At 37.7% G+C, this 20075-nt stretch carries 17 protein-coding genes; 12 read left to right on the top strand and 5 right to left on the bottom strand.

What is annotated here, in order from left to right:
- Positions 1 to 22 precede the first annotated feature (22 nt).
- Genes pyrB through pyrE form a run of 8 tightly spaced genes read left to right on the top strand, consistent with a single transcriptional unit; the run spans position 23 to position 9536 of the window.
- Positions 23 to 937, top strand: coding sequence for an aspartate carbamoyltransferase (pyrB, locus tag MKO96_RS11430; protein WP_240587503.1), 915 nt, complete (start codon positions 23 to 25; stop codon positions 935 to 937).
- Positions 921 to 2207 (top strand): dihydroorotase, encoded by a 1287-nt coding sequence (gene pyrC / locus MKO96_RS11435; RefSeq protein WP_240587504.1) that lies wholly within the window; start codon positions 921 to 923, stop codon positions 2205 to 2207. Before pyrB ends, pyrC begins: the two co-directional genes overlap by 17 nt.
- On the top strand, positions 2204 to 3301 hold the full coding sequence (locus tag MKO96_RS11440; RefSeq protein ID WP_000828668.1) for a carbamoyl phosphate synthase small subunit: 1098 nt from the start codon (positions 2204 to 2206) through the stop codon (positions 3299 to 3301). The genes pyrC and MKO96_RS11440 overlap by 4 nt, the downstream gene beginning before the upstream one ends.
- Positions 3286 to 6504, top strand: a complete 3219-nt coding sequence (gene carB, locus MKO96_RS11445; protein WP_046957415.1) for a carbamoyl-phosphate synthase large subunit — start codon at positions 3286 to 3288, stop codon at positions 6502 to 6504. The genes MKO96_RS11440 and carB overlap by 16 nt, the downstream gene beginning before the upstream one ends.
- Positions 6501 to 7280 carry a dihydroorotate oxidase B electron transfer subunit gene (pyrK, locus tag MKO96_RS11450; protein ID WP_000983346.1) on the top strand — a complete coding sequence of 260 codons (780 nt, stop codon included), beginning with the start codon at positions 6501 to 6503 and terminating at the stop codon, positions 7278 to 7280. Before carB ends, pyrK begins: the two co-directional genes overlap by 4 nt.
- Positions 7277 to 8206 (top strand): dihydroorotate oxidase B catalytic subunit, encoded by a 930-nt coding sequence (gene pyrD / locus MKO96_RS11455; RefSeq protein WP_001081053.1) that lies wholly within the window; start codon positions 7277 to 7279, stop codon positions 8204 to 8206. Before pyrK ends, pyrD begins: the two co-directional genes overlap by 4 nt.
- Positions 8191 to 8907, top strand: a complete 717-nt coding sequence (gene pyrF, locus MKO96_RS11460; protein WP_000083488.1) for an orotidine-5'-phosphate decarboxylase — start codon at positions 8191 to 8193, stop codon at positions 8905 to 8907. Before pyrD ends, pyrF begins: the two co-directional genes overlap by 16 nt.
- Complete coding sequence (gene pyrE / locus MKO96_RS11465) at positions 8904 to 9536, top strand: orotate phosphoribosyltransferase (protein ID WP_098653370.1); 633 nt, start codon at positions 8904 to 8906, stop codon at positions 9534 to 9536. The genes pyrF and pyrE overlap by 4 nt, the downstream gene beginning before the upstream one ends.
- Before the next feature lie 114 nt (positions 9537 to 9650).
- Here pyrE and MKO96_RS11470 read toward each other — a convergent pair whose 3' ends face one another.
- Together MKO96_RS11470 and MKO96_RS11475 are read right to left on the bottom strand one after the other, a co-directional pair.
- Positions 9651 to 9905, bottom strand: a complete 255-nt coding sequence (locus MKO96_RS11470; protein WP_001003934.1) for a YbeF family protein — start codon at positions 9903 to 9905, stop codon at positions 9651 to 9653.
- Positions 9906 to 10072: 167 nt separating this feature from the next.
- Complete coding sequence (locus MKO96_RS11475; protein ID WP_240587505.1) at positions 10073 to 11458, bottom strand: hypothetical protein; 1386 nt, start codon at positions 11456 to 11458, stop codon at positions 10073 to 10075.
- Positions 11459 to 11574: 116 nt separating this feature from the next.
- Here MKO96_RS11475 and MKO96_RS11480 point away from each other — a divergent pair, with 116 nt between their 5' ends.
- Both MKO96_RS11480 and MKO96_RS11485 read left to right on the top strand, forming a co-directional pair.
- On the top strand, positions 11575 to 11940 hold the full coding sequence (locus tag MKO96_RS11480; protein ID WP_240587506.1) for a YoqO family protein: 366 nt from the start codon (positions 11575 to 11577) through the stop codon (positions 11938 to 11940).
- Between the two features lie 15 nt (positions 11941 to 11955).
- Positions 11956 to 12324, top strand: a complete 369-nt coding sequence (locus tag MKO96_RS11485; protein ID WP_240587507.1) for a YoqO family protein — start codon at positions 11956 to 11958, stop codon at positions 12322 to 12324.
- Between the two features lie 34 nt (positions 12325 to 12358).
- On the opposite strand, the gene MKO96_RS11490 is transcribed toward MKO96_RS11485, so the two are convergent.
- Both MKO96_RS11490 and MKO96_RS11495 read right to left on the bottom strand, forming a co-directional pair.
- Positions 12359 to 12883, bottom strand: a complete 525-nt coding sequence (locus MKO96_RS11490; RefSeq protein ID WP_240587508.1) for a DinB family protein — start codon at positions 12881 to 12883, stop codon at positions 12359 to 12361.
- 83 nt (positions 12884 to 12966) lie between these two features.
- Positions 12967 to 14037, bottom strand: a complete 1071-nt coding sequence (locus MKO96_RS11495; RefSeq protein ID WP_240587509.1) for a M24 family metallopeptidase — start codon at positions 14035 to 14037, stop codon at positions 12967 to 12969.
- A 284-nt stretch (positions 14038 to 14321) separates the two neighbouring features.
- Between MKO96_RS11495 and MKO96_RS11500 the strand changes: the two genes are divergently transcribed.
- Positions 14322 to 15485, top strand: a complete 1164-nt coding sequence (locus MKO96_RS11500; protein WP_240587510.1) for a lysozyme inhibitor LprI family protein — start codon at positions 14322 to 14324, stop codon at positions 15483 to 15485.
- Between the two features lie 49 nt (positions 15486 to 15534).
- On the opposite strand, the gene MKO96_RS11505 is transcribed toward MKO96_RS11500, so the two are convergent.
- Positions 15535 to 17244 (bottom strand): Rqc2 family fibronectin-binding protein, encoded by a 1710-nt coding sequence (locus tag MKO96_RS11505; RefSeq protein WP_087981676.1) that lies wholly within the window; start codon positions 17242 to 17244, stop codon positions 15535 to 15537.
- A 105-nt stretch (positions 17245 to 17349) separates the two neighbouring features.
- Here MKO96_RS11505 and MKO96_RS11510 point away from each other — a divergent pair, with 105 nt between their 5' ends.
- A complete protein-coding gene (locus MKO96_RS11510; protein ID WP_240587511.1) occupies positions 17350 to 20073 on the top strand; it encodes a calcium-translocating P-type ATPase, SERCA-type in 2724 nt (907 codons plus the stop codon).
- Positions 20074 to 20075: the final 2 nt, after the last annotated feature.

Genomic DNA, 20075 nt, shown 5'->3' on the forward strand with positions numbered 1-20075 from the left:
ATCAGAAAGATGAGGGATGACGATGAGCCATTTGTTAACGATGAGTGAATTATCGGAAGTAGAAATTTCAGAAATCCTACAAGACGCAGAAGATTTCGCGAATGGAAAAGAGAGCAAAACGACAGAGCAAACTTTTGTTGCGAACTTGTTCTTTGAGAATAGCACGAGAACGAGATTTAGCTTTGAAGTTGCTGAGAAGAGATTAGGACTTGAAGTTTTAAACTTTTCAGCTGATGCATCTAGCGTACAAAAAGGAGAAACTTTATACGATACGATAAGAACACTAGAATCAATCGGAACAAAAGCGGTGATCGTCCGCCATGAGCAAGATCGCTACTTCGATGAACTAAAAGATCAGGTAAATATCCCAATCTTAAACGCTGGAGATGGATGTGGAAACCACCCAACGCAGTGCCTACTCGATCTTCTTACAATTAAACAAGAGTTTGGAAGATTTGAAGGATTAAAGATTGCGATAGTAGGAGATGTTCGTCATAGCCGAGTAGCACGTTCTAATGCAGAAGCATTAACGAAACTGGGTGCAACAATTTACTTTGCAAGTCCAGAAGAGTGGAAAGATGAAGACAGCACATTTGGAACATACAAACCATTAGATGAACTTGTTCCAGAAGTGGATGTAATGATGTTACTTCGTGTACAACATGAGCGTCATGATCATTATGAAACAGACATTATGAAAGAGTATCATGAGAAACACGGATTAACAGTGGAAAGAGAAAAACGTATGAAAGAAGGAAGCATTATTATGCATCCAGCTCCTGTAAACCGTGATGTTGAAATTGCAAGTGAACTTGTTGAGTGTGAGCGTTCACGCATATTTAAACAAATGGAAAATGGAGTTTACGTAAGAATGGCTGTACTAAAACGCGCCTTACCAAATGTATTAGGAGGAATGAAACATGAATTATTTGTTTAAAAATGGTCGTTATATGAATGAAGAAGGAAAAATCGTAGCAACAGATCTTCTCGTACAAGACGGTAAAATCGCTAAGGTAGCAGAAAATATTACGGCAGATAATGCTGAAGTAATCAATGTGAACGGAAAGTTAATCGCACCTGGATTAGTAGATGTACACGTACATCTTCGTGAACCAGGTGGTGAACATAAAGAAACAATTGAAACAGGTACACTAGCAGCGGCAAAAGGTGGATTCACTACAATTTGTGCAATGCCAAATACACGCCCAGTACCAGATTGCAGAGAACATATGGAAGACTTGCAAAATCGTATTCAAGAAAAAGCGCATGTCAACGTACTACCATACGGAGCAATTACAGTACGCCAAGCTGGTTCTGAAATGACAGATTTCGAAACATTAAAAGAACTTGGAGCATTTGCTTTCACTGATGACGGTGTAGGCGTACAAGATGCTAGCATGATGTTAGCTGCTATGAAGCGTGCAGCGAAATTAAATATGGCAGTGGTTGCGCACTGTGAAGAGAATACTCTTATTAATAAAGGTTGTGTACATGAAGGGAAGTTTTCTGAGAAACACGGATTAAACGGTATCCCATCAGTATGTGAATCTGTACATATTGCAAGGGATATACTGCTTGCTGAAGCGGCAGATTGTCACTATCACGTATGTCACGTAAGTACGAAAGGTTCTGTACGTGTAATTCGAGATGCGAAACGCGCTGGAATTAAAGTAACAGCAGAAGTAACACCTCATCACTTAGTGTTATGTGAAGATGATATCCCATCAGCTGATCCTAACTTTAAAATGAACCCACCGCTTCGTGGAAAAGAAGATCACGCAGCGCTAATTGAAGGTTTATTAGATGGAACAATTGATATGATCGCAACTGATCATGCACCGCATACAGCGGAAGAGAAAGCGCAAGGAATTGAAAGAGCACCATTCGGAATTACTGGTTTTGAAACAGCATTCCCACTTCTATACACAAACCTTGTGAAAAAAGGAATTATTACATTAGAGCAGTTAATTCAATTCTTAACAGAAAAACCAGCTGATACATTCGGCTTAGAAGCAGGTCGCCTGAAAGAAGGTAGAACTGCTGATATTACAATCATTGATTTAGAACAAGAAGAAGAGATTGACCCAACAACATTCTTATCAAAAGGAAAAAATACACCATTCGCAGGTTGGAAATGCCAAGGATGGCCGGTAATGACAATCGTTGGTGGTAAGATCGCATGGCAAAAGGAGAGTGCATTAGTATGAAAAGACAACTTATCTTAGAAGATGGAACAGTATTAATTGGAAAAGGTTTCGGAGGAGAAATCGAAAAGTCAGGTGAGGTTGTATTTACAACAGGAATGACTGGATATCAAGAAACATTATCTGATCCATCATATTGCGGTCAAATCGTAACATTCACGTACCCATTAATCGGAAACTACGGCATCAACCGTGACGATTTTGAATCGATTCACCCATCTGTAAATGGTTTAATCGTAAACGAAATTTGTGATCACCCATCAAACTTCCGTAATGAAATTTCGTTAAATGATTACTTAAAAGAAAGAAATATCCCAGGATTAGCAGGAATTGATACGAGAAAATTAACGAGAAAAATTCGTCAATACGGTACATTACGTGGACGTCTTTGCAACATGGATGCAGATGTAGAATACATCGTGAGCCAATTAAAAGCGACAGTATTTACAGATCACGTGAAACGCGTATCAACGAAAGATCCATACCCAAGCCCAGGCCGTGGACACCGAGTTGTACTTGTAGACTTCGGAATGAAACATGGTATTTTACGAGAATTAAATAAACGTGACTGTGATGTAATTGTAGTACCTTACAATACAACAGCAGAAGAAATTTTACGTCTTAGCCCAGATGGAATTATGTTAAGTAACGGACCTGGAGATCCAAAAGATGTACCAGAAGCAATTGAAATGTTAAAAGACATTATCGGTAAAGTTCCTTTATTCGGAATTTGCTTAGGACATCAACTATTCGCTCTAGCATCTGGTGCGAATACAAGTAAGTTGAAATTCGGTCACCGCGGTTTAAACCATCCAGTAAAACATCTTGCAACTGGAAAAGTAGCAATTACATCTCAAAATCATGGTTACGCAGTAGAAGAAGAATCAGTTAAAAATACAGAACTTGAAATTACACATGTTGCTTTAAATGATGGAACAGTAGAAGGTCTTCGTCATACGAAGTTCCCAGCATTTACAGTGCAATACCATCCAGAAGCTTCTGCAGGACCAGAAGATGCAAACGATTTATTCGAAGATTTCTTAGCAATGATTGAAAACTTCAAGAAAGAAGGGGAAGAGTTATGCCAAAACGCCTAGACATTAACACAATTTTAGTAATCGGATCAGGACCAATTGTAATTGGGCAAGCAGCAGAGTTTGACTACTCTGGTACACAAGCTTGTCAATCTCTTAGAGAAGAAGGTTACAAAGTAATCCTTGTTAACTCTAACCCAGCAACAATTATGACAGATACTGCAACAGCAGATAAAGTATATATAGAACCATTAACACTAGAATTCGTAAGCCGTATCATTCGTAAAGAACGTCCAGATGCAATCTTACCAACATTAGGTGGTCAAACAGGCCTGAATATGGCTGTTGAACTTGCGAAATCAGGCATACTTGAAGAGTGCGGAGTCGAAATTTTAGGAACAAAATTATCAGCAATCGAGCAAGCGGAGGATCGTGATTTATTCCGTACCTTAATGCAGGAATTAAATGAACCAATTCCATCTAGTACCATTATTCATACGCTAGAAGAAGCACATGAATTTGTAAAAGAAATTGGATATCCAGTTATTGTTCGCCCAGCATTTACGATGGGGGGAACAGGTGGCGGAATCTGTAGTAATGAAGAAGAACTAATTGAAATCGTATCAGGTGGATTAAAACATAGTCCGGTAACACAATGTTTATTAGAAAAGAGCATTGCTGGTTGTAAAGAAATTGAATATGAAGTAATGCGTGATTCAAATGATAACGCGATTGTAGTATGTAACATGGAAAATATCGATCCAGTTGGGGTTCACACAGGTGATTCTATCGTTGTAGCACCGAGCCAAACATTAAGTGACCGTGAATATCAAATGTTACGAAACACTTCATTACGAATTATTCGTGCATTAGGAATTGAAGGTGGATGTAACGTCCAGCTTGCACTTGATCCACATAGTTTCCAATACTATGTAATCGAAGTAAACCCGCGTGTAAGTCGTTCATCTGCACTAGCATCTAAAGCAACTGGATATCCAATTGCGAAGCTAGCGGCAAAAATTGCAGTCGGTTTAACATTAGATGAAATTATAAATCCAGTAACACAAAAAACATATGCTTGTTTCGAACCAGCATTAGACTATGTTGTTTCAAAAATTCCACGCTGGCCATTTGATAAGTTTGAATCAGCAAACAGAACACTGGGTACACAAATGAAGGCAACTGGTGAAGTTATGTCAATCGGACGTAACTTAGAGCAATCATTATTAAAAGCGATTCGTTCTTTAGAACTTGGTGTTTATCACTTAGAGTTAGAGCATTTAAAAGAGCTTGATAAAGAGACAATGAAAAAACGCATTATAAAAGCTGATGATGAGCGACTGTTTATTGTAGCAGAAGCAATTCGTCAAGGTGTAACGAAAGAAGAAATCAACAATTGGTGTGAAATGGACTTCTTCTTCTTACAAAAAGTTGAAAATATCGTAAATATGGAACGCGAAGTAAAAGCAAATGTAGGAAATATGGAAGTATTACAATCAGCGAAAGAAATGGGCTTCAGTGACCATTACATCGCCAATGCTTGGAATAAAACAGAGCGTGAAATTTACGATATGCGTAAAGAAAGCAATATAACTCCTGTTTATAAAATGGTAGATACTTGTGCGGCAGAGTTTGAATCTGCAACACCATACTACTACAGCACATATGGTGATGAGAATGAATCGGTTAGAACAGATCGTAAGAGTGTAGTAGTTCTAGGATCTGGTCCAATCCGTATCGGTCAAGGTGTTGAGTTTGACTATGCAACAGTTCACTCTGTATGGGCAATTAAAGAAGCGGGATATGAGGCAATCATTGTTAATAACAATCCAGAAACAGTTTCAACAGACTTCAGTATTTCTGACAAATTATACTTTGAACCATTAACAATCGAAGATGTAATGCACATTATCGATTTAGAAAAGCCAGAAGGTGTTATCGTCCAATTCGGTGGACAAACGGCAATTAACTTAGCTGCTAAATTAGAGGCTCACGGTGTGAAAATCTTAGGAACATCACTTGAAGATTTAGACCGTGCAGAAGATCGTGATAAGTTTGAAGCAGCTCTAACACAACTTGGTATCCCGCAACCAGTTGGTAAAACAGCAACGACTGTAGAGCAAGCGGTAGCAATCGCTGACAAAATTGGTTACCCAGTATTAGTAAGACCATCTTACGTACTAGGTGGACGCGCGATGGAAATCGTATATCGTCAAGAAGAACTGCTGCACTACATGAAAAATGCAGTTAAAGTTCACGCAGATCACCCAGTATTAATCGATCGTTACATGGTTGGTAAAGAAATTGAAGTAGATGCAATTTCAGACGGTGAGAATGTATTCATTCCAGGTATTATGGAACATATTGAACGCGCTGGAGTTCACTCTGGTGACTCAATCGGAGTATATCCACCGCAAAGCTTATCTGCAAAACTGAAAGAACAAATTATTGAACATACAATTGCACTTGGAAAAGGTTTAAACATTGTTGGATTACTAAACATTCAGTTTGTAGTATTCAAAGATGAAGTGTATGTAATTGAAGTAAATCCACGTGCGAGCCGTACAGTACCATTCTTAAGTAAAATTACAGGCGTACCGATGGCGAATGTTGCAACGAAAGTTATTTTAGGTCAAGATCTTGTAGAACAAGGATATGGAACTGGTTATCACCCAGAAGAGAAAGAAGTGTATGTAAAAGCACCGGTATTCTCATTTGCGAAGCTACGTTCAGTTGATACAACATTAGGACCTGAAATGAAATCAACAGGGGAAGTAATGGGGAAAGACTTAACACTTGAAAAAGCATTATACAAAGGGTTAGTTGCTTCAGGAATTAACATCCCAACGCACGGATCAGTAATCATCACTGTAGCGGATAAAGATAAAGAAGAAGCAATGGAAATTGCAAAACGTTTCCATGAAATCGGCTATAACTTATTAGCAACAGCTGGAACAGCACAATCGTTAGCAGAGCAAAACATTCCAGTGCAAGTTGTAAATAAAATTGATTCTGAAGAATACAACTTACTTGATATTATCCGTCAAGGAAAAGCACAGTTTGTAATCAATACATTAACAAAAGGCAAACAACCAGCGCGTGATGGTTTCCGCATTCGCCGTGAATCAGTAGAAAATGGTGTGGCTTGCTTAACATCACTTGATACAACGAGAGCAATCTTACGAGTACTAGAATCTATGACATTCTCAGCTCATTCAATGAAAGAAATTACGCAAACGAAGCGTCACGAGGTGGTACATGCATGATGCAAAAGCAAAATATGATCGTCGTTAACCAAAAAGAAATCGCAAAAAACATTTACGAATTAGTGCTTCAAGGGGATCTAGTGCAGCAAATGAACGATCCAGGGCAGTTTGTACACATTAAGGTAGCAGAGGGCATTACGCCCCTTCTGCGCCGCCCAATTAGTATTTGTAATGTCGATCAAGACAAGAACGAATTTACAATGCTATATCGTGCGGAAGGACAAGGAACAAAAACATTAGCGAAAAGAAAACAAGGCGAACTTGTAGATGTGTTAGGCCCACTTGGACATGGTTTTCCTGTAGAAGAAGCGGAAGCTGGACAAACGGCTCTATTAGTTGGAGGGGGAATTGGTGTACCACCACTATATGAATTGTCACAGCGTCTTGTAGCAAAGGGAGTACGCGTTATTCACATCTTAGGTTTCCAAACGAAAGATGTTGTCTTCTATGAAGAGAAATTCGCAGAGCTTGGTGATACGTATGTTGCAACAGTTGATGGTACGCATGGTACAGAAGGCTTTGTAACAGATGTAATTGATAGCTATGGAATCGACTTTGACATTCTATACTCATGTGGACCTTTAGCGATGCTTCGTGCATTAGAAGGACGCTATAAAGAGAGAAAAGCCTACATTTCATTAGAAGAGCGTATGGGCTGTGGCATTGGAGCATGTTTCGCATGTGTATGCCATTTACAAGCAGATCCGAGTGGACATTCTTACAAGAAGGTGTGTAGCGACGGACCAGTATTTCCAATCGGGGAGGTTGTACTATGAACAGATTGCAAGTTGAATTACCAGGGTTATCATTAAAAAATCCAATCATCCCAGCATCTGGTTGCTTCGGATTTGGTCGTGAGTATGCACAGTTCTATGATTTAAGTGTACTTGGATCAATTATGATTAAAGCGACAACAGAACAGCCTCGTTACGGAAACCCAACGCCTCGTGTTGCGGAAACACCAGGCGGAATGCTAAATGCAATCGGGCTTCAAAATCCTGGATTAGAAAAGGTAATGAATTCTGAATTACCTTTTCTCGAGCAATTTGATCTTCCGATTATTGCAAATGTTGCTGGCTCACAAGCTGAGGATTATGTAGCAGTTGCGAAGGAAATTTCAAAGGCACCTAATGTTCATGCGCTAGAATTAAATATTTCTTGTCCAAACGTCAAAACGGGTGGTATCGCTTTTGGTACGAATCCTGAAATTGCTGCTGATTTAACGAAGCGAGTAAAAGAGGTTTCTGAAGTGCCGGTATATGTGAAATTGTCACCGAACGTGGCAAACATTGTGGAGATTGCAAAAGCAATTGAAAATGCGGGTGCAGACGGTTTAACGATGATTAATACATTGCTTGGTATGCGTCTAGATTTAAAAACTGCAAAACCAATTTTAGCAAACCGTACGGGCGGACTATCAGGGCCTGCGATTAAGCCGGTAGCAATTCGTATGGTACATGAAGTAAGTCAAGCGGTTAACATTCCGATTATTGGAATGGGTGGTATTGAAACTGCGGAAGATGTAATTGAATTCTTCTATGCTGGTGCAAGTGCGGTTGCAGTTGGAACAGCGAACTTTATCGATCCGTTCGTTTGTCCGACAATTATTGAAGAGTTACCAGCATTACTAGATGAATTAGGATTTGATCACATTTCGGAATGTCAAGGAAGGAGCTGGAAGCAAACATGTCACAGTCGTTAATTGTTGCACTAGATTTTCCAGGGAAACAAGATGTAGAACAATTCTTACACCACTTTGAAGGGGAAGAGTTATTTGTCAAAGTTGGTATGGAGTTATTTTACAAAGAAGGCCCTGCGATTATTACGTACTTAAAAGAAAAAGGGCATAAGATCTTCCTAGATTTAAAACTTCATGATATTCCGAATACAGTAAAAAGCGCTATGCGTAGCCTAGCTAGTCTAGATGTTGATATGGTAAATGTTCATGCTGCTGGGGGAAGTAGTATGATGAAAGCTGCGATTGAGGGATTAGAGGAAGGTAAGCAAGAAGGAAAAGAGAGACCGATTTGTATTGCAGTTACACAACTAACAAGCACTTCGGAAGCTATGATGAAAAAAGAGATCGGCATTGAGAAAACGTTAGAAGAAGCGGTTGCTCATTATGCAAAACTAACGAAAGAAAGTGGACTTGATGGCGTTGTTTGTTCAACACTTGAAGTTCCAAAATTACGTGAAGTATGCGGAAATGAATTTGTAACAGTAACACCGGGGATTCGTCTTGCAAGCGATGATGTAAATGACCAGGTGCGCGTAGCAACACCGAAACGTGCGAGGGAACTTGGCTCAAGCTACATTGTAGTTGGACGTAGTATTACAAAAGCAGAAAATCCGCTTGAAGCGTATAAAACAGTAAAACAACAGTGGGAAGGTGTAACAGTATGAAAAAAGAAATCGCATCGCATTTATTAGAAATTGGAGCAGTATTTTTACAACCGAATGATCCATTCACTTGGTCTTCAGGTATGAAATCACCAATTTATTGTGATAATCGTTTAACTTTATCTTATCCAAAAGTACGTCAAGCGATTGCAGCTGGATTAGAAGAGTTAATTAAAGAGCACTTCCCAACTGTAGAAGTTATTGCAGGAACAGCAACTGCTGGTATTGCGCACGCTGCATGGGTAAGCGATCGTATGGATTTACCAATGTGCTACGTACGTAGTAAAGCAAAAGGTCACGGTAAAGGGAACCAAATCGAAGGAAAAGCTGAAAAAGGTCAAAAAGTAGTAGTAGTAGAAGACTTAATTTCAACTGGCGGTAGTGCAATTACATGTGTAGAAGCACTTCGCGAAGCTGGATGTGAAGTGTTAGGAATCGTATCAATCTTCACATACGAGCTAGAATCAGGAAAAGAAAAACTAGAAGCAGCTAACGTAGCATCATACTCTTTAAGTGACTACAGTGCATTAACTGAAGTAGCAGCAGAAAAAGGTATGATCGGACAAGCTGAAATGAAAAAATTACAAGAGTGGCGTAAAAATCCAGCGAATGAAGCTTGGATCACAGCGTAACACGAAAAAAACGACTGCGGGGGAACGCGGTCGTTTTTTTATATCATTGCTAAAATTTCATGTGAAGTTCCATCAATATCAAAGAAAATCAAATTACAATCTCCTCGCTAATAACTATTTAGCGTTTTCCGCAACTTCATACCCTCTTACAAACAATAGCGTCATATAAGAAACAATAAATGAGAAGATGCTATACATGCCAACCCAAAAGAAAAATTTTGGAGTAAAGGCGATAACACCTATTATTAAAAAACTAGCAAACGTTACAATTGGCATTACGTAATACGTTTTCGTCTTGCGTGTTCCAATAACAGAAACAATAAAGATAAGTAATGGACAAATTAATAAGACGAAAATCAATTCATTCATAGTTATGTCCCCTTTTCTAATGGAAGTAATCTGTTTCTCGTAAACGTTTTGGAATAAATACTCTCTTAATATAATTTCGCTAACATATACATAACTCCTTTTGAAAGCCAGTAATTCATGATGAATTTTACAATAAAAAAACATAAGCAAGAGAACACTTGCTTATGTTATAGGATAAACATCGCAACGATTGTGGTGACAATTAAGCCAATCACAACCGGTAAAAAATTTCGGCGTGCAAGTTCAAATGGATCCACTTTACAAATGGCAGCGGCAGGAATAAGCGCCCAAGGAATTAAGGTCCCGCCTCCGGTCCAGATTGCAGCAATTTGCCCGAGAGCTGTTAATGTAGCTGTTCCATGCCCAAGTGCTGTTCCGAAAAGATTGGCAATCGAACCAGCAAGTGATATACCGGAAAAGCCAGACCCATCTAAGCCTGTTATGACACCAACGATAGTTAATGTTCCCGCCGATACATATTGATTTAAAGGAACTGTTTGAGATAAAGCGATTCCTAAATCGTTAATGATTCCATGTGAACCTTTCGGTAAATAGTCTCCAATAATTTTTACAAAACCGCTATCTCCTAAATAAAAGAGTGCAGCAATTGGAATAACTGGGCCGAAAATTTCAAATCCAAATTGGAGCCCTTCTATAAAGTAATCGGTCGTTTTATTCAGTCCATTTCCTTTGTAGGCAATGAGGGAAATAATGATAATCATAATAACAGTCGTCCCGCCGATAAGTGCAGTTGCGTCGCTTCCTTGTAGTTTAAATTGAATCATGCAAAGGATATCGATGGCATATACGACCGGAATACAAATAGCGAGCCATTTTTTTGTCCGAGAAGATAATGAAGTGAGCGTTTTAGAAGACTCAGTTGATGGAGTAGATTCTTGCATCGATAAGCCTGTATGAAATTCTTTTCGTAAGAAGAAAAATGCGACGGAAGTTGTCACAATGCCCATAACGATAACGAGCGGAACACTGGCAGAAACAACGCTGGAAACAGGAAGACCAGCAGCATCCGCTGTTAATTTCGGTGCACCTTGAATAACGAAGTCACCAGATAAGGCGATACCGTGTCCGAACAAGTTCATAGCAATGGCAACTCCAATTGGCGGAAGGCCGACGCGTACAGCGACGGGTAATAAAATAGCCCCCATTAAGGCGACAGCTGGAGAAGGCCAAAAGAAGAAAGAAATTGTCATCATTAAAAGGCCGATAATCCAGTAGGCGAGGGTAGGGGTACGAATCATCTTTGTAAATGGTGAAATCATCGTATCATTGATGCCAGTATGAACGAGTAGATTGCTCATTGATACGATAATGGAGATGATTAATATAGTTGGTAATAGCTCGGTAATGGCGTAAATGAAACTTTGAAAAATACCGCGAATGGCAAGAGGGATAGAACTTGTAGCGGTTAATGCTAATAAAAAGATAAAAACGATACAAATAATCGTCGTATCTTTCCGGAGAATAAAAAAGGCGATAATTGTGAGTAAACAAAGAATATAGAGAGCGTGTAACAGCGTTAATTCAACTCCCATAACATTCACATCCTTTAGGCGTTCGTGTAGTTTATTGTATGAAAGCAGTAATGGTAAGAAGTAAAAATGGATGTTACAATACAATTAATCCTAAAAATGGAATTTGAGGAGGGCTTATGCACAAAAAAATTGGATTTTTGGGATTCGTTACATCTTGTAGTCTATTAATCATTTTAAACCTGTTTACAAACAATGAATGGATCAGTATCATACCTGTTTTCGGGTTTGTATTTATCCTTTTATATAACTGGGATGATATGAAACAATATAGTAAGAAAAGTATCGGAATTATGATAGGTATCATTGTTGTTTGCTCATTTTTCGTAGGGTTTATTTTAATAGAAGGGCAGAAGCAAATGGAGAAAATGTCTATTTTTCAACAATGGATGTCTTCTGCAAAAGGTCTTTATCTTGTAATTGTCGTTGTTGTATTTCTAAGAATTGTTATAAGCGTAGCAAGTTACATATTAAAGGAGAAGTAGAATGGGGGAGTACGAATGAGAAAGAAAATAGGTTATTATGGTGTGCTCGTTTGTTTACTATTATCAGTTGTTTCAGGGCAATTTCTTAAAAGTGAATGGGTACCAGCTATATTATGTATAGGAGTATTGATTTTTGCACCTATGTATCGCTGGGATGAATGGAAGGCATATAGCCGAAAAAAGAAAATTGTTTTCAGTATCGAGTTTGTCATTATAATTAGCACGATTCCATTTTTGTTATTGAAAGGAAATGAGATAATAGATGGAATTGCAATGTTTCAAGGGTGGTTGTTTATTACGAAATTGCTATATTTAATATGTATTTTAATGTCGGTAGCGGTAGTCGCTAAAAAAGTAAACGAAAAGTTATTCGTTAATGAATAAAAAAATGCCACCTTATTCGGTGGCATTTTTTTTCTTACTTTACTGAATGAGCTTTTTGCATCTTTTTAATTAAACGAATTTGTCCGCGATGATTGATTTCATCTTCAAAAACGTGAAACCATTTAAAGTAGTTGTTTGCAGGTTTGTCATACCAAAATTCTGTCGTTTTAAATAGCCATTCATCAGGTAACGATTGAAAAGTCTCGATCGTTTTGGAACGTACTTCTTGTAATGTGTTTATGTAAAATTCTATAGAGTTGCCTTTTATTTTCTCGCGTCCAAGAGCTCCTAACTCAATAGCAGGTAACCACCGTTCTAATTCAGCTTCCGTTGGTTCACGGTCTTCAAAAGTATGAATTTGGTAGTAAAATTCAATAGCGGCCATATGGTACAAAAGCATGCCGATTGAGTTTGCTTCCTCATCATATAAATAATCAAGTTCTTCAATTGTTAAACCTTCCACCGCTTGCATTGTTGTATAGTGAGCGTAATTCATCATGGAAACAAGTTTTGAAAATTCAGCTTGCAAACCATCTATTTTATCAATTACAAAGTTCAATTAAAATTCCCCCTCTTTAAACGATGACTCCAGAGAAAGAATTCTATGTGCAGCGAAAAACTCCTTTTAAAAAGACCATGATTTTAACAAGGTATGACAATTAGTTCCCGATTTGATTTTGTAATAACTTCATATCCGTCTTTTGTAATGACAATATCATCTTCAATTCTACAACCGCCCCAGTTTGGTATGTAAATACCAGGTTCAACTGTAACAACCATACCTTCTTCTAAAGTAGCCTTGCTTTCTTGGGATAGGCGAAGAGGTTCATGTATTTCTAACCCAAGACCATGACCAGTAGAGTGTCCAAAATATTGGCCGTATCCATGCTCAGTAATGTAATCTCTCGTTATATCATCGATACTTTTCGCAGTTTCCCCAGGTTTAATTGCTTCCGTCCCACGTTTTAACGCTTCTCGTACAACATTGTATATCTTTTTGAATTCTTCTGATGGTTCTCCGATTGCTACAGTACGTGTGATATCGGAACAATATCCATCGTAAAGTGCACCGAAATCTAATGTAACGATGTCGCCTCGTTCGATTATTTTATTTGATGCAACTCCATGAGGAAGTGAAGAACGGACGCCAGAAGCTACAATGATTTGGAATGAAGAGGATGTAGCCCCTTTTTTTCGCATGAAAAATTCTAACTCATCTCGTACATCATTTTCACTTATTCCTGGTTTTAGAAACGTAATGATGTGGTGAAATGCTTCGTCAGCAATATTAGCTGCGATTTTCATTGTTTCTATTTCAGGTGTGCCTTTAATAATACGAATATTTTCAATGATTTCGCACACTTGAACCATATCCGCATGTACGTATTTTTGTAAGTTTTTATATTGTTGTAATGTCATGTTATTTTCTTCAATTCCGAGTCTTTGAATGTTTAATTTCGATACTTGATTTGCAATTTCTTTTTCTAAATTTCCTTTATGCATAATAATTTCGGCATCTTTTATTTGTGATTTTGCTTGATCTACATAACGAAAATCAGTTATAAAAACAGCTTTATCCGCAGAGATTAAGACGACGCCAGCGCTACCTGTAAAGCCAGTTGCATATTGACGATTTTCTTTTTTTGTAATGAGTAACCCGTCAATTCCGTAATTATGTAGTTGTTTTTGGATATTAGTTATTCTTATATTCATTTTAATTCCTCCTTTTTATATTAATAAAGCAAGAATTGTGCCAGTATGTTTATTTATAATAAAAGAGGAGAGGGAGTTGTGTGTCAAAAAAACTAGACAAATATAAAATAAATATGTCAAAATTTTTTAGAGTAATGTAAACTTGCACATGATAATCCTTTTAATTATAATATTATATTTTTTATATAAATAAATAATATTAATTGGTATAATAAGGGGTTGTTATGTATTTTCTGGTAGGTAACGATACGTAACGAATAAATAGAGTTAAGGATTGTGAATACATGAAGAAATTAAGTAAAGTAATGTCATGTTGCTTGGTGGCTAGTATGTTAGTTGTAGCAGGTTGTGAAAAAGGTGAAAATAAAGTTCAAGTAAATGAAACGATTGAACAGCTTGAGGAAGCGCCAGAAGTGACAGAAAAAGAAGTGAAAAAGATTGTAAGAAAGAGTGTAGATGCAATAGCAAATGCATTTAGTGAGATGGAAAAAGAAAATGGATGGAGCCGAAATAATCCTGGAGATTTAGCTACAGCTAAAAAAGGCGTTAAGGGATTAGTTTCAGATAAGTTTGTGGAGAAGGAGCTTCCAGGATTGCTTGATACATTTAATAGATCAAGGGAAACAGATATGTTACCATTTCCGATTCATATTGAGCCGGACTTGAGGACAACTTATTCACAGAAAAATGATGTTTTAAAGATTGAGACGCTTACTCTTGCAAATGATATGGGGAATGAAGCGGAGATGTGGGAATTTGTTTTCGTGTATACCGATGGAAAATGGTTAATGGATAGATGGTCATCAAATACCCCAGTAGATTTAAAGTTAACTAAAGAAGAAGCTAAAGAACTTCTTAGAGTACAAGGTTTCAAGAATGTCTCTTTTGTTAGAGAAGAGAATAGTGGAAATAAGAAATATATTTTTAAAGAAAGTAATGGAGTAGTTGCTGTCGACGCCAAAAACTCGGTTATTGCTCATAATGTAGATGATGAAGAGCAAGAAAAGGTAACGAAAAAAGATTTTGTTCAAGAGCAAGAAACAGTTAAAGGGAATGATGCTAGTACGTCTACTAGTTCAAAAAAAGAAACTTCGTCAGCAGTAGGTAAAACTAAGGTTTTAAATGAGTTAGCAGCTCTAGAAAACGAAGAAAAACATACAAATGTTATGTCAACAAATGACATAGTAAATGAAATGGAAGGAAATTATCAACTGTGGGATAATAAACTAAATGAAATTTACAGTACATTAAAAAATACGATGTCAGCTGATGCGTTTCAGTCGTTGAAAACGAAACAAGTTGCATGGGTTAAAGAAAAGGAAAGTAAGGTTAAAGCCATTGCTACGGATGAAAATAATGGAACGATGAAATATATTGAAGCTGCAGATGAAAAATACAAGATGACAAAAGAAAGATGCTATGAATTAGTGAATGGGTATATGAACTAGTGTGAACGAATGTAAAAAATGCGTTGCTTATAAGCAACGCATTTTTTATTTACGCTTTTAGTTTCATTACAGTATCAGCATCCGGTGTTACATATACGGTTTGCTGATTGTCGTACGTAACAAAACCAAGTTTTGCACCACTCGGTTTTTTGACATGGCGTATTTTGGTGAAATCTACAGGAACAGAACTAGAATCTTTTGCTTTACTGAAATAGGCAGCGATTTTAGCAGCTTCTAACACAGTTTCTTCGGTAGGTTCAAGAGAACGAATGACAACATGAGACCCAGGGATATCTTTCGTATGTAACCAAATCTCATCACGACGGGAAAACTTCGTTGTTAAATAATCATTTTGCTTGTTGTTTTTACCGACGAAAATTTCTGTTCCGTCACTAGCTAAATATTTGTCCAATACCGGTTTAGTTGGTTTCTTCTTAGCATTTTTTGCTTTACGATTGCGCATATAACCTTCTTCAGCTAATTCCTCACGAATTTCTTCAATATCTTTTGAAGAAGCAGCTTCCATTTGTTGAAGTAAGCTATCAAAATAAAGAATTTCTTCATTTGTTTTTTCGATTTGTTCTTCTACAACAACAACTGAATTTTTCGCTTTTTGGTACTTTTGGAAATAGCGTTGCGCATTGTCAGATGGTGTTTTTAAAGGATCTAATGTAATTTTTACAGTTCCGCCATTTTCGTCGTAATAGTTAACGACTTCAATATCTTTATCCCCTTTTTTCAAAGCGTACATGTTGGCTGTAAGTAGTTCTCCAAATAGTTGATATTTATCTGCTTTTCCGGCATCTTGTAATGTTTTTTCTAGTTTAATGAGTTTTTTCTCATTTTTATTTTTTTCGTTTTGCATAAAGCGCTCTAAATCATAAGCTTGTTGTTTTACACGGTCGCGCTCTGCTTTTCCGAAAAAGAAACGGTCTAGCAATTCACTAACAGATGAAAATATCTTATCTTCTCCTTGCAAGTGTGCAAGAGGGAAAAGATAAAAGAATTCTTTCCCATTTGAAGTAGTCATTGTTGGTGAATATGTATGAGTTAGTAATGGTTTTTGTATGGAGAAAAATGCGTCCGCTAATGCTTTTTCATTTACCATACCTGCTTTTTTCACTACTTCTTTTGCGAATAACGGCGATATTCCCGTAAAGGTGCCGACAAGCTGTTTATCCATGTTTCCAGATAGAAAGTCTAGCGGTCTAATAAATTCATCATTTGTTTCAATCTGAAGTGGGTTAATTTTATGTTGTGCTGGTGGTGCAATATATTCAGCTCCAGCGTATACAGTTCGATGGCGGTTTACTGCTAAAGAAACGTGTTTTAAGCTATCTAAAATATTGTTTGTTTTTGTGTCTACCAAAATGATGTTACTATGTCGTCCCATTATTTCAATTACTAATGTTTTTAGCGATTCATCACCAATTTCATTTCTGCTACGAACGGTGATTTGAATAATACGCTCTAAATCAATTTGTTCAATTTTTTCAATGAAACCACCTTCTAGATGCTTGCGGAGAAGCATACAAAACATTGGCGGAAGTGCAGGTGAATCGTAATTTTGATTTGTTAAGTGTAAACGTGCATATGTCGGATGAGCGGAAAGAATCAGTTTTTGATTTTTTCCGTTTGCTCGAATATGTAATAAAATCTCGTATTTTGAAGGTTGGTATATCTTGGAAACTCTTCCTGTGTAAAGAGAATTTGCAATTTCATGTGTAATTGCCCTTGTAAATAATCCATCGAATGCCATAAATGAACACTCCTTTCTAACTAAAAGTTAATTATAGCATTTTTTTGGACGAGGCTGAATAAGCTTTCAATAGAGTATGTCTGGAATCAGGAGGTCGATAGCGGGATGAACTGGTATGGAATGCGCGCACACGAAGTGGAAGAAAGAACGAATACGAATGTGAAGGTTGGACTTACAGAGAAGGAAGCAGAAGGGCGAATAAAAAGATTTGGTACAAATGAATTAGATGAAGCCAAAAGGCCTTCTGCACTGATGGTATTTTTAGCGCAGTTTAAAGATTTTATGGTACTTGTTTTATTTGGTGCAACAATAGTTTCGGCTTTTTTAGGTGAATACATTGATTCTATTGCGATTGTTGCGATTGTTATTATCAATGGTATTCTTGGCTTTTTTCAAGAAAGAAAGGCTGAAAAGTCACTGGAAGCTTTAAAAGAGCTAGCCGCCCCGCAAGTTACTGTAATGCGGAATGGAAAGTGGGTAAAAGCACCGTCTAAAGCACTTGTTTTAGGTGATGTCATTAAATTTTCTAGTGGTGATCGTATTGGGGCGGATGTACGTCTTGTTGAGGCATCAAGTTTATATATCGAAGAATCAGCTTTGACAGGAGAGTCAGTACCTGTGCAGAAGAAGGTAGAAGCTCTGCAGGGGCAAGATGTTTCAATTGGTGATCAAAAAAATATGGCTTTTATGGGTACGATGATTACACGAGGAGCTGGAACAGGGGTCGTTGTAGCAACTGGTATGAATACAGCGATGGGCCAAATTGCAAATATGTTACAAAATGCAGAGCAAATGGAAACACCACTGCAAAGAAGATTAGAGCAACTCGGGAAAATATTAATTATTGTGGCTCTTATTTTGACAGCGCTTGTCGTATTAGCCGGTGTGTATCAAGGGAATGAAGTGTATCATATGTTTTTAGCAGGCGTGTCGCTAGCTGTTGCTGCTATTCCTGAAGGATTACCAGCAATCGTTACAGTAGCTTTATCGCTTGGTGTACAGCGTATGATTAAAAAGAGAGCAATTGTAAGGAAGTTACCAGCGGTAGAAACGTTAGGATGCGCTTCTGTTATATGCTCTGATAAAACAGGAACAATGACGCAAAACAAAATGATGGTAACACATATGTGGTCAGGTGGAGAGTTATGGAAAGTCACGGGGCAAGGGTATGAACCTAATGGCTCTTTTTTGAAAGGTGAAAAAGAATGCGATCCAGCTAAAACGAAAGCATTGTATCAACTACTCACATTTGGTTCACTATGTAATAACGCAAATATTATTCAAAAGAAAAAGGCGTATGTATTAGATGGAGATCCAACTGAGGGAGCACTAGTAGCTGCAGCAATGAAAGCGGGGATAACGCGTGAGGCACTGAAAGGGAAATTTGAAATTATTCGTGAATTTCCATTCGATTCAACTCGAAAAATGATGAGTGTTATTGTGCGAGATAGAGAGGGGAAAAAGTTTCTTGTTACGAAGGGAGCACCAGATGTCCTCTTGCAAATGAGTCAAACGATTTTATGGGGGGATAAGCAACAACCGATAAGTGAGTTGTATAGAAAAGAAGTACAGGCGGCTATTCATAGTTTAGGTAGTCAAGCGCTTCGAACCATTGCGGTTGCATTTAAGCCATTAAAAGTAACAGATTCTATTGAACATGAAAGAGACGTTGAAAAAGATTTTATGTTGGTCGGGATACAGGGAATGATTGATCCGCCAAGACCAGAGGTAGAACAGGCTGTAAAAGAGTGCAGAGAAGCTGGTATTCGAACAGTGATGATTACAGGAGATCATAAAGTGACAGCAATGGCAATTGCGGAACAATTAGGGGTTTTACCACCTGGTGGACGTGTTGTTGAAGGAGTAGAACTCGCGAATATGGATGTAGAGGAACTAGAAAGTGTTGTAGAAGACACATATGTATTTGCTCGAGTATCACCTGAACATAAATTGAAAATTGTTAAGGCGTTGCAAAATAAAGGGCATATAGTAGCGATGACAGGTGATGGAGTAAACGATGCTCCGGCTATAAAAACAGCGGATATTGGGATAGCAATGGGAATTACAGGGACAGACGTTGCGAAAGAAGCTTCTTCTCTTGTTTTGCTAGATGATAATTTTGCTACGATTAAATCAGCGATTAAAGAAGGTAGAAATATATACGAGAATATACGTAAGTTTATTCGTTATTTATTAGCATCGAACGTAGGAGAAATTTTAGTCATGCTATTTGCAATGTTACTTGCATTACCGTTGCCGATGGTTCCCATTCAAATTTTATGGGTGAACTTAGTTACTGACGGTTTACCGGCGATGGCATTAGGATTGGATAAGGCGGAAGGAGACGTGATGAAGAGAACGCCGCGTCATCCGAAAGAAGGTGTATTTGCTAGAGGGCTTGCCTGGAAAATTATAAGTCGTGGCTTTCTAATTGGAGCAGTGACGTTAGTGGCGTTTATTATTGCATATAATCAACATCCAAATGAACTGAAATATGCACAAACTGTGGCGTTTGCGACGTTGGTGCTTGCACAACTTATTCATGTATTTGATTGCCGAAGTGAACATTCTATCTTCCACCGTAATCCATTTGGGAACGTGTATTTAGTAGGAGCGGTTATCATTTCTTTACTGTTAATGTTAGTGGTTATATATTACCCACCGCTACAACCGATCTTTAGTACAATGCCAATACAAGCGAGAGATTGGTTGTTAATTGGAGGTTTGTCATCAATTCCGACCTTCTTACTAGTAGGTTCTTTATTAACAGGGAAAAAGGGGAAGAAGGAAAAGCCAATATTATATAAGAAGGGATTAAACTTGAAATAGTC

Origin of the sequence: Bacillus sp. ES1-5, assembly GCF_022487605.1 — a bacterium.
In the GTDB taxonomy this organism is placed as follows: Bacteria; Bacillota; Bacilli; order Bacillales; family Bacillaceae_G; genus Bacillus_A; species Bacillus_A wiedmannii.

Bases quoted from the DNA above. Each gene is read 5' to 3' on its own strand.
- pyrK (WP_000983346.1), top strand. From the start codon at position 6,501: ATGATGCAAAAGCAAAATATGATCGTCGTTAACCAAAAAGAAATCGCA.
- MKO96_RS11480 (WP_240587506.1), top strand. From the start codon at position 11,575: ATGCACAAAAAAATTGGATTTTTGGGATTCGTTACATCTTGTAGTCTA.
- pyrD (WP_001081053.1), top strand. From the start codon at position 7,277: ATGAACAGATTGCAAGTTGAATTACCAGGGTTATCATTAAAAAATCCA.
- MKO96_RS11485 (WP_240587507.1), top strand. From the start codon at position 11,956: ATGAGAAAGAAAATAGGTTATTATGGTGTGCTCGTTTGTTTACTATTA.
- MKO96_RS11495 (WP_240587509.1), bottom strand. From the start codon at position 14,037: ATGAATATAAGAATAACTAATATCCAAAAACAACTACATAATTACGGA.
- MKO96_RS11510 (WP_240587511.1), top strand. From the start codon at position 17,350: ATGAACTGGTATGGAATGCGCGCACACGAAGTGGAAGAAAGAACGAAT.
- carB (WP_046957415.1), top strand. From the start codon at position 3,286: ATGCCAAAACGCCTAGACATTAACACAATTTTAGTAATCGGATCAGGA.
- pyrB (WP_240587503.1), top strand. From the start codon at position 23: ATGAGCCATTTGTTAACGATGAGTGAATTATCGGAAGTAGAAATTTCA.
- pyrC (WP_240587504.1), top strand. From the start codon at position 921: ATGAATTATTTGTTTAAAAATGGTCGTTATATGAATGAAGAAGGAAAA.
- MKO96_RS11470 (WP_001003934.1), bottom strand. From the start codon at position 9,905: ATGAATGAATTGATTTTCGTCTTATTAATTTGTCCATTACTTATCTTT.
- pyrF (WP_000083488.1), top strand. From the start codon at position 8,191: ATGTCACAGTCGTTAATTGTTGCACTAGATTTTCCAGGGAAACAAGAT.
- pyrE (WP_098653370.1), top strand. From the start codon at position 8,904: ATGAAAAAAGAAATCGCATCGCATTTATTAGAAATTGGAGCAGTATTT.
- MKO96_RS11475 (WP_240587505.1), bottom strand. From the start codon at position 11,458: ATGGGAGTTGAATTAACGCTGTTACACGCTCTCTATATTCTTTGTTTA.
- MKO96_RS11500 (WP_240587510.1), top strand. From the start codon at position 14,322: ATGAAGAAATTAAGTAAAGTAATGTCATGTTGCTTGGTGGCTAGTATG.
- MKO96_RS11505 (WP_087981676.1), bottom strand. From the start codon at position 17,244: ATGGCATTCGATGGATTATTTACAAGGGCAATTACACATGAAATTGCA.
- MKO96_RS11440 (WP_000828668.1), top strand. From the start codon at position 2,204: ATGAAAAGACAACTTATCTTAGAAGATGGAACAGTATTAATTGGAAAA.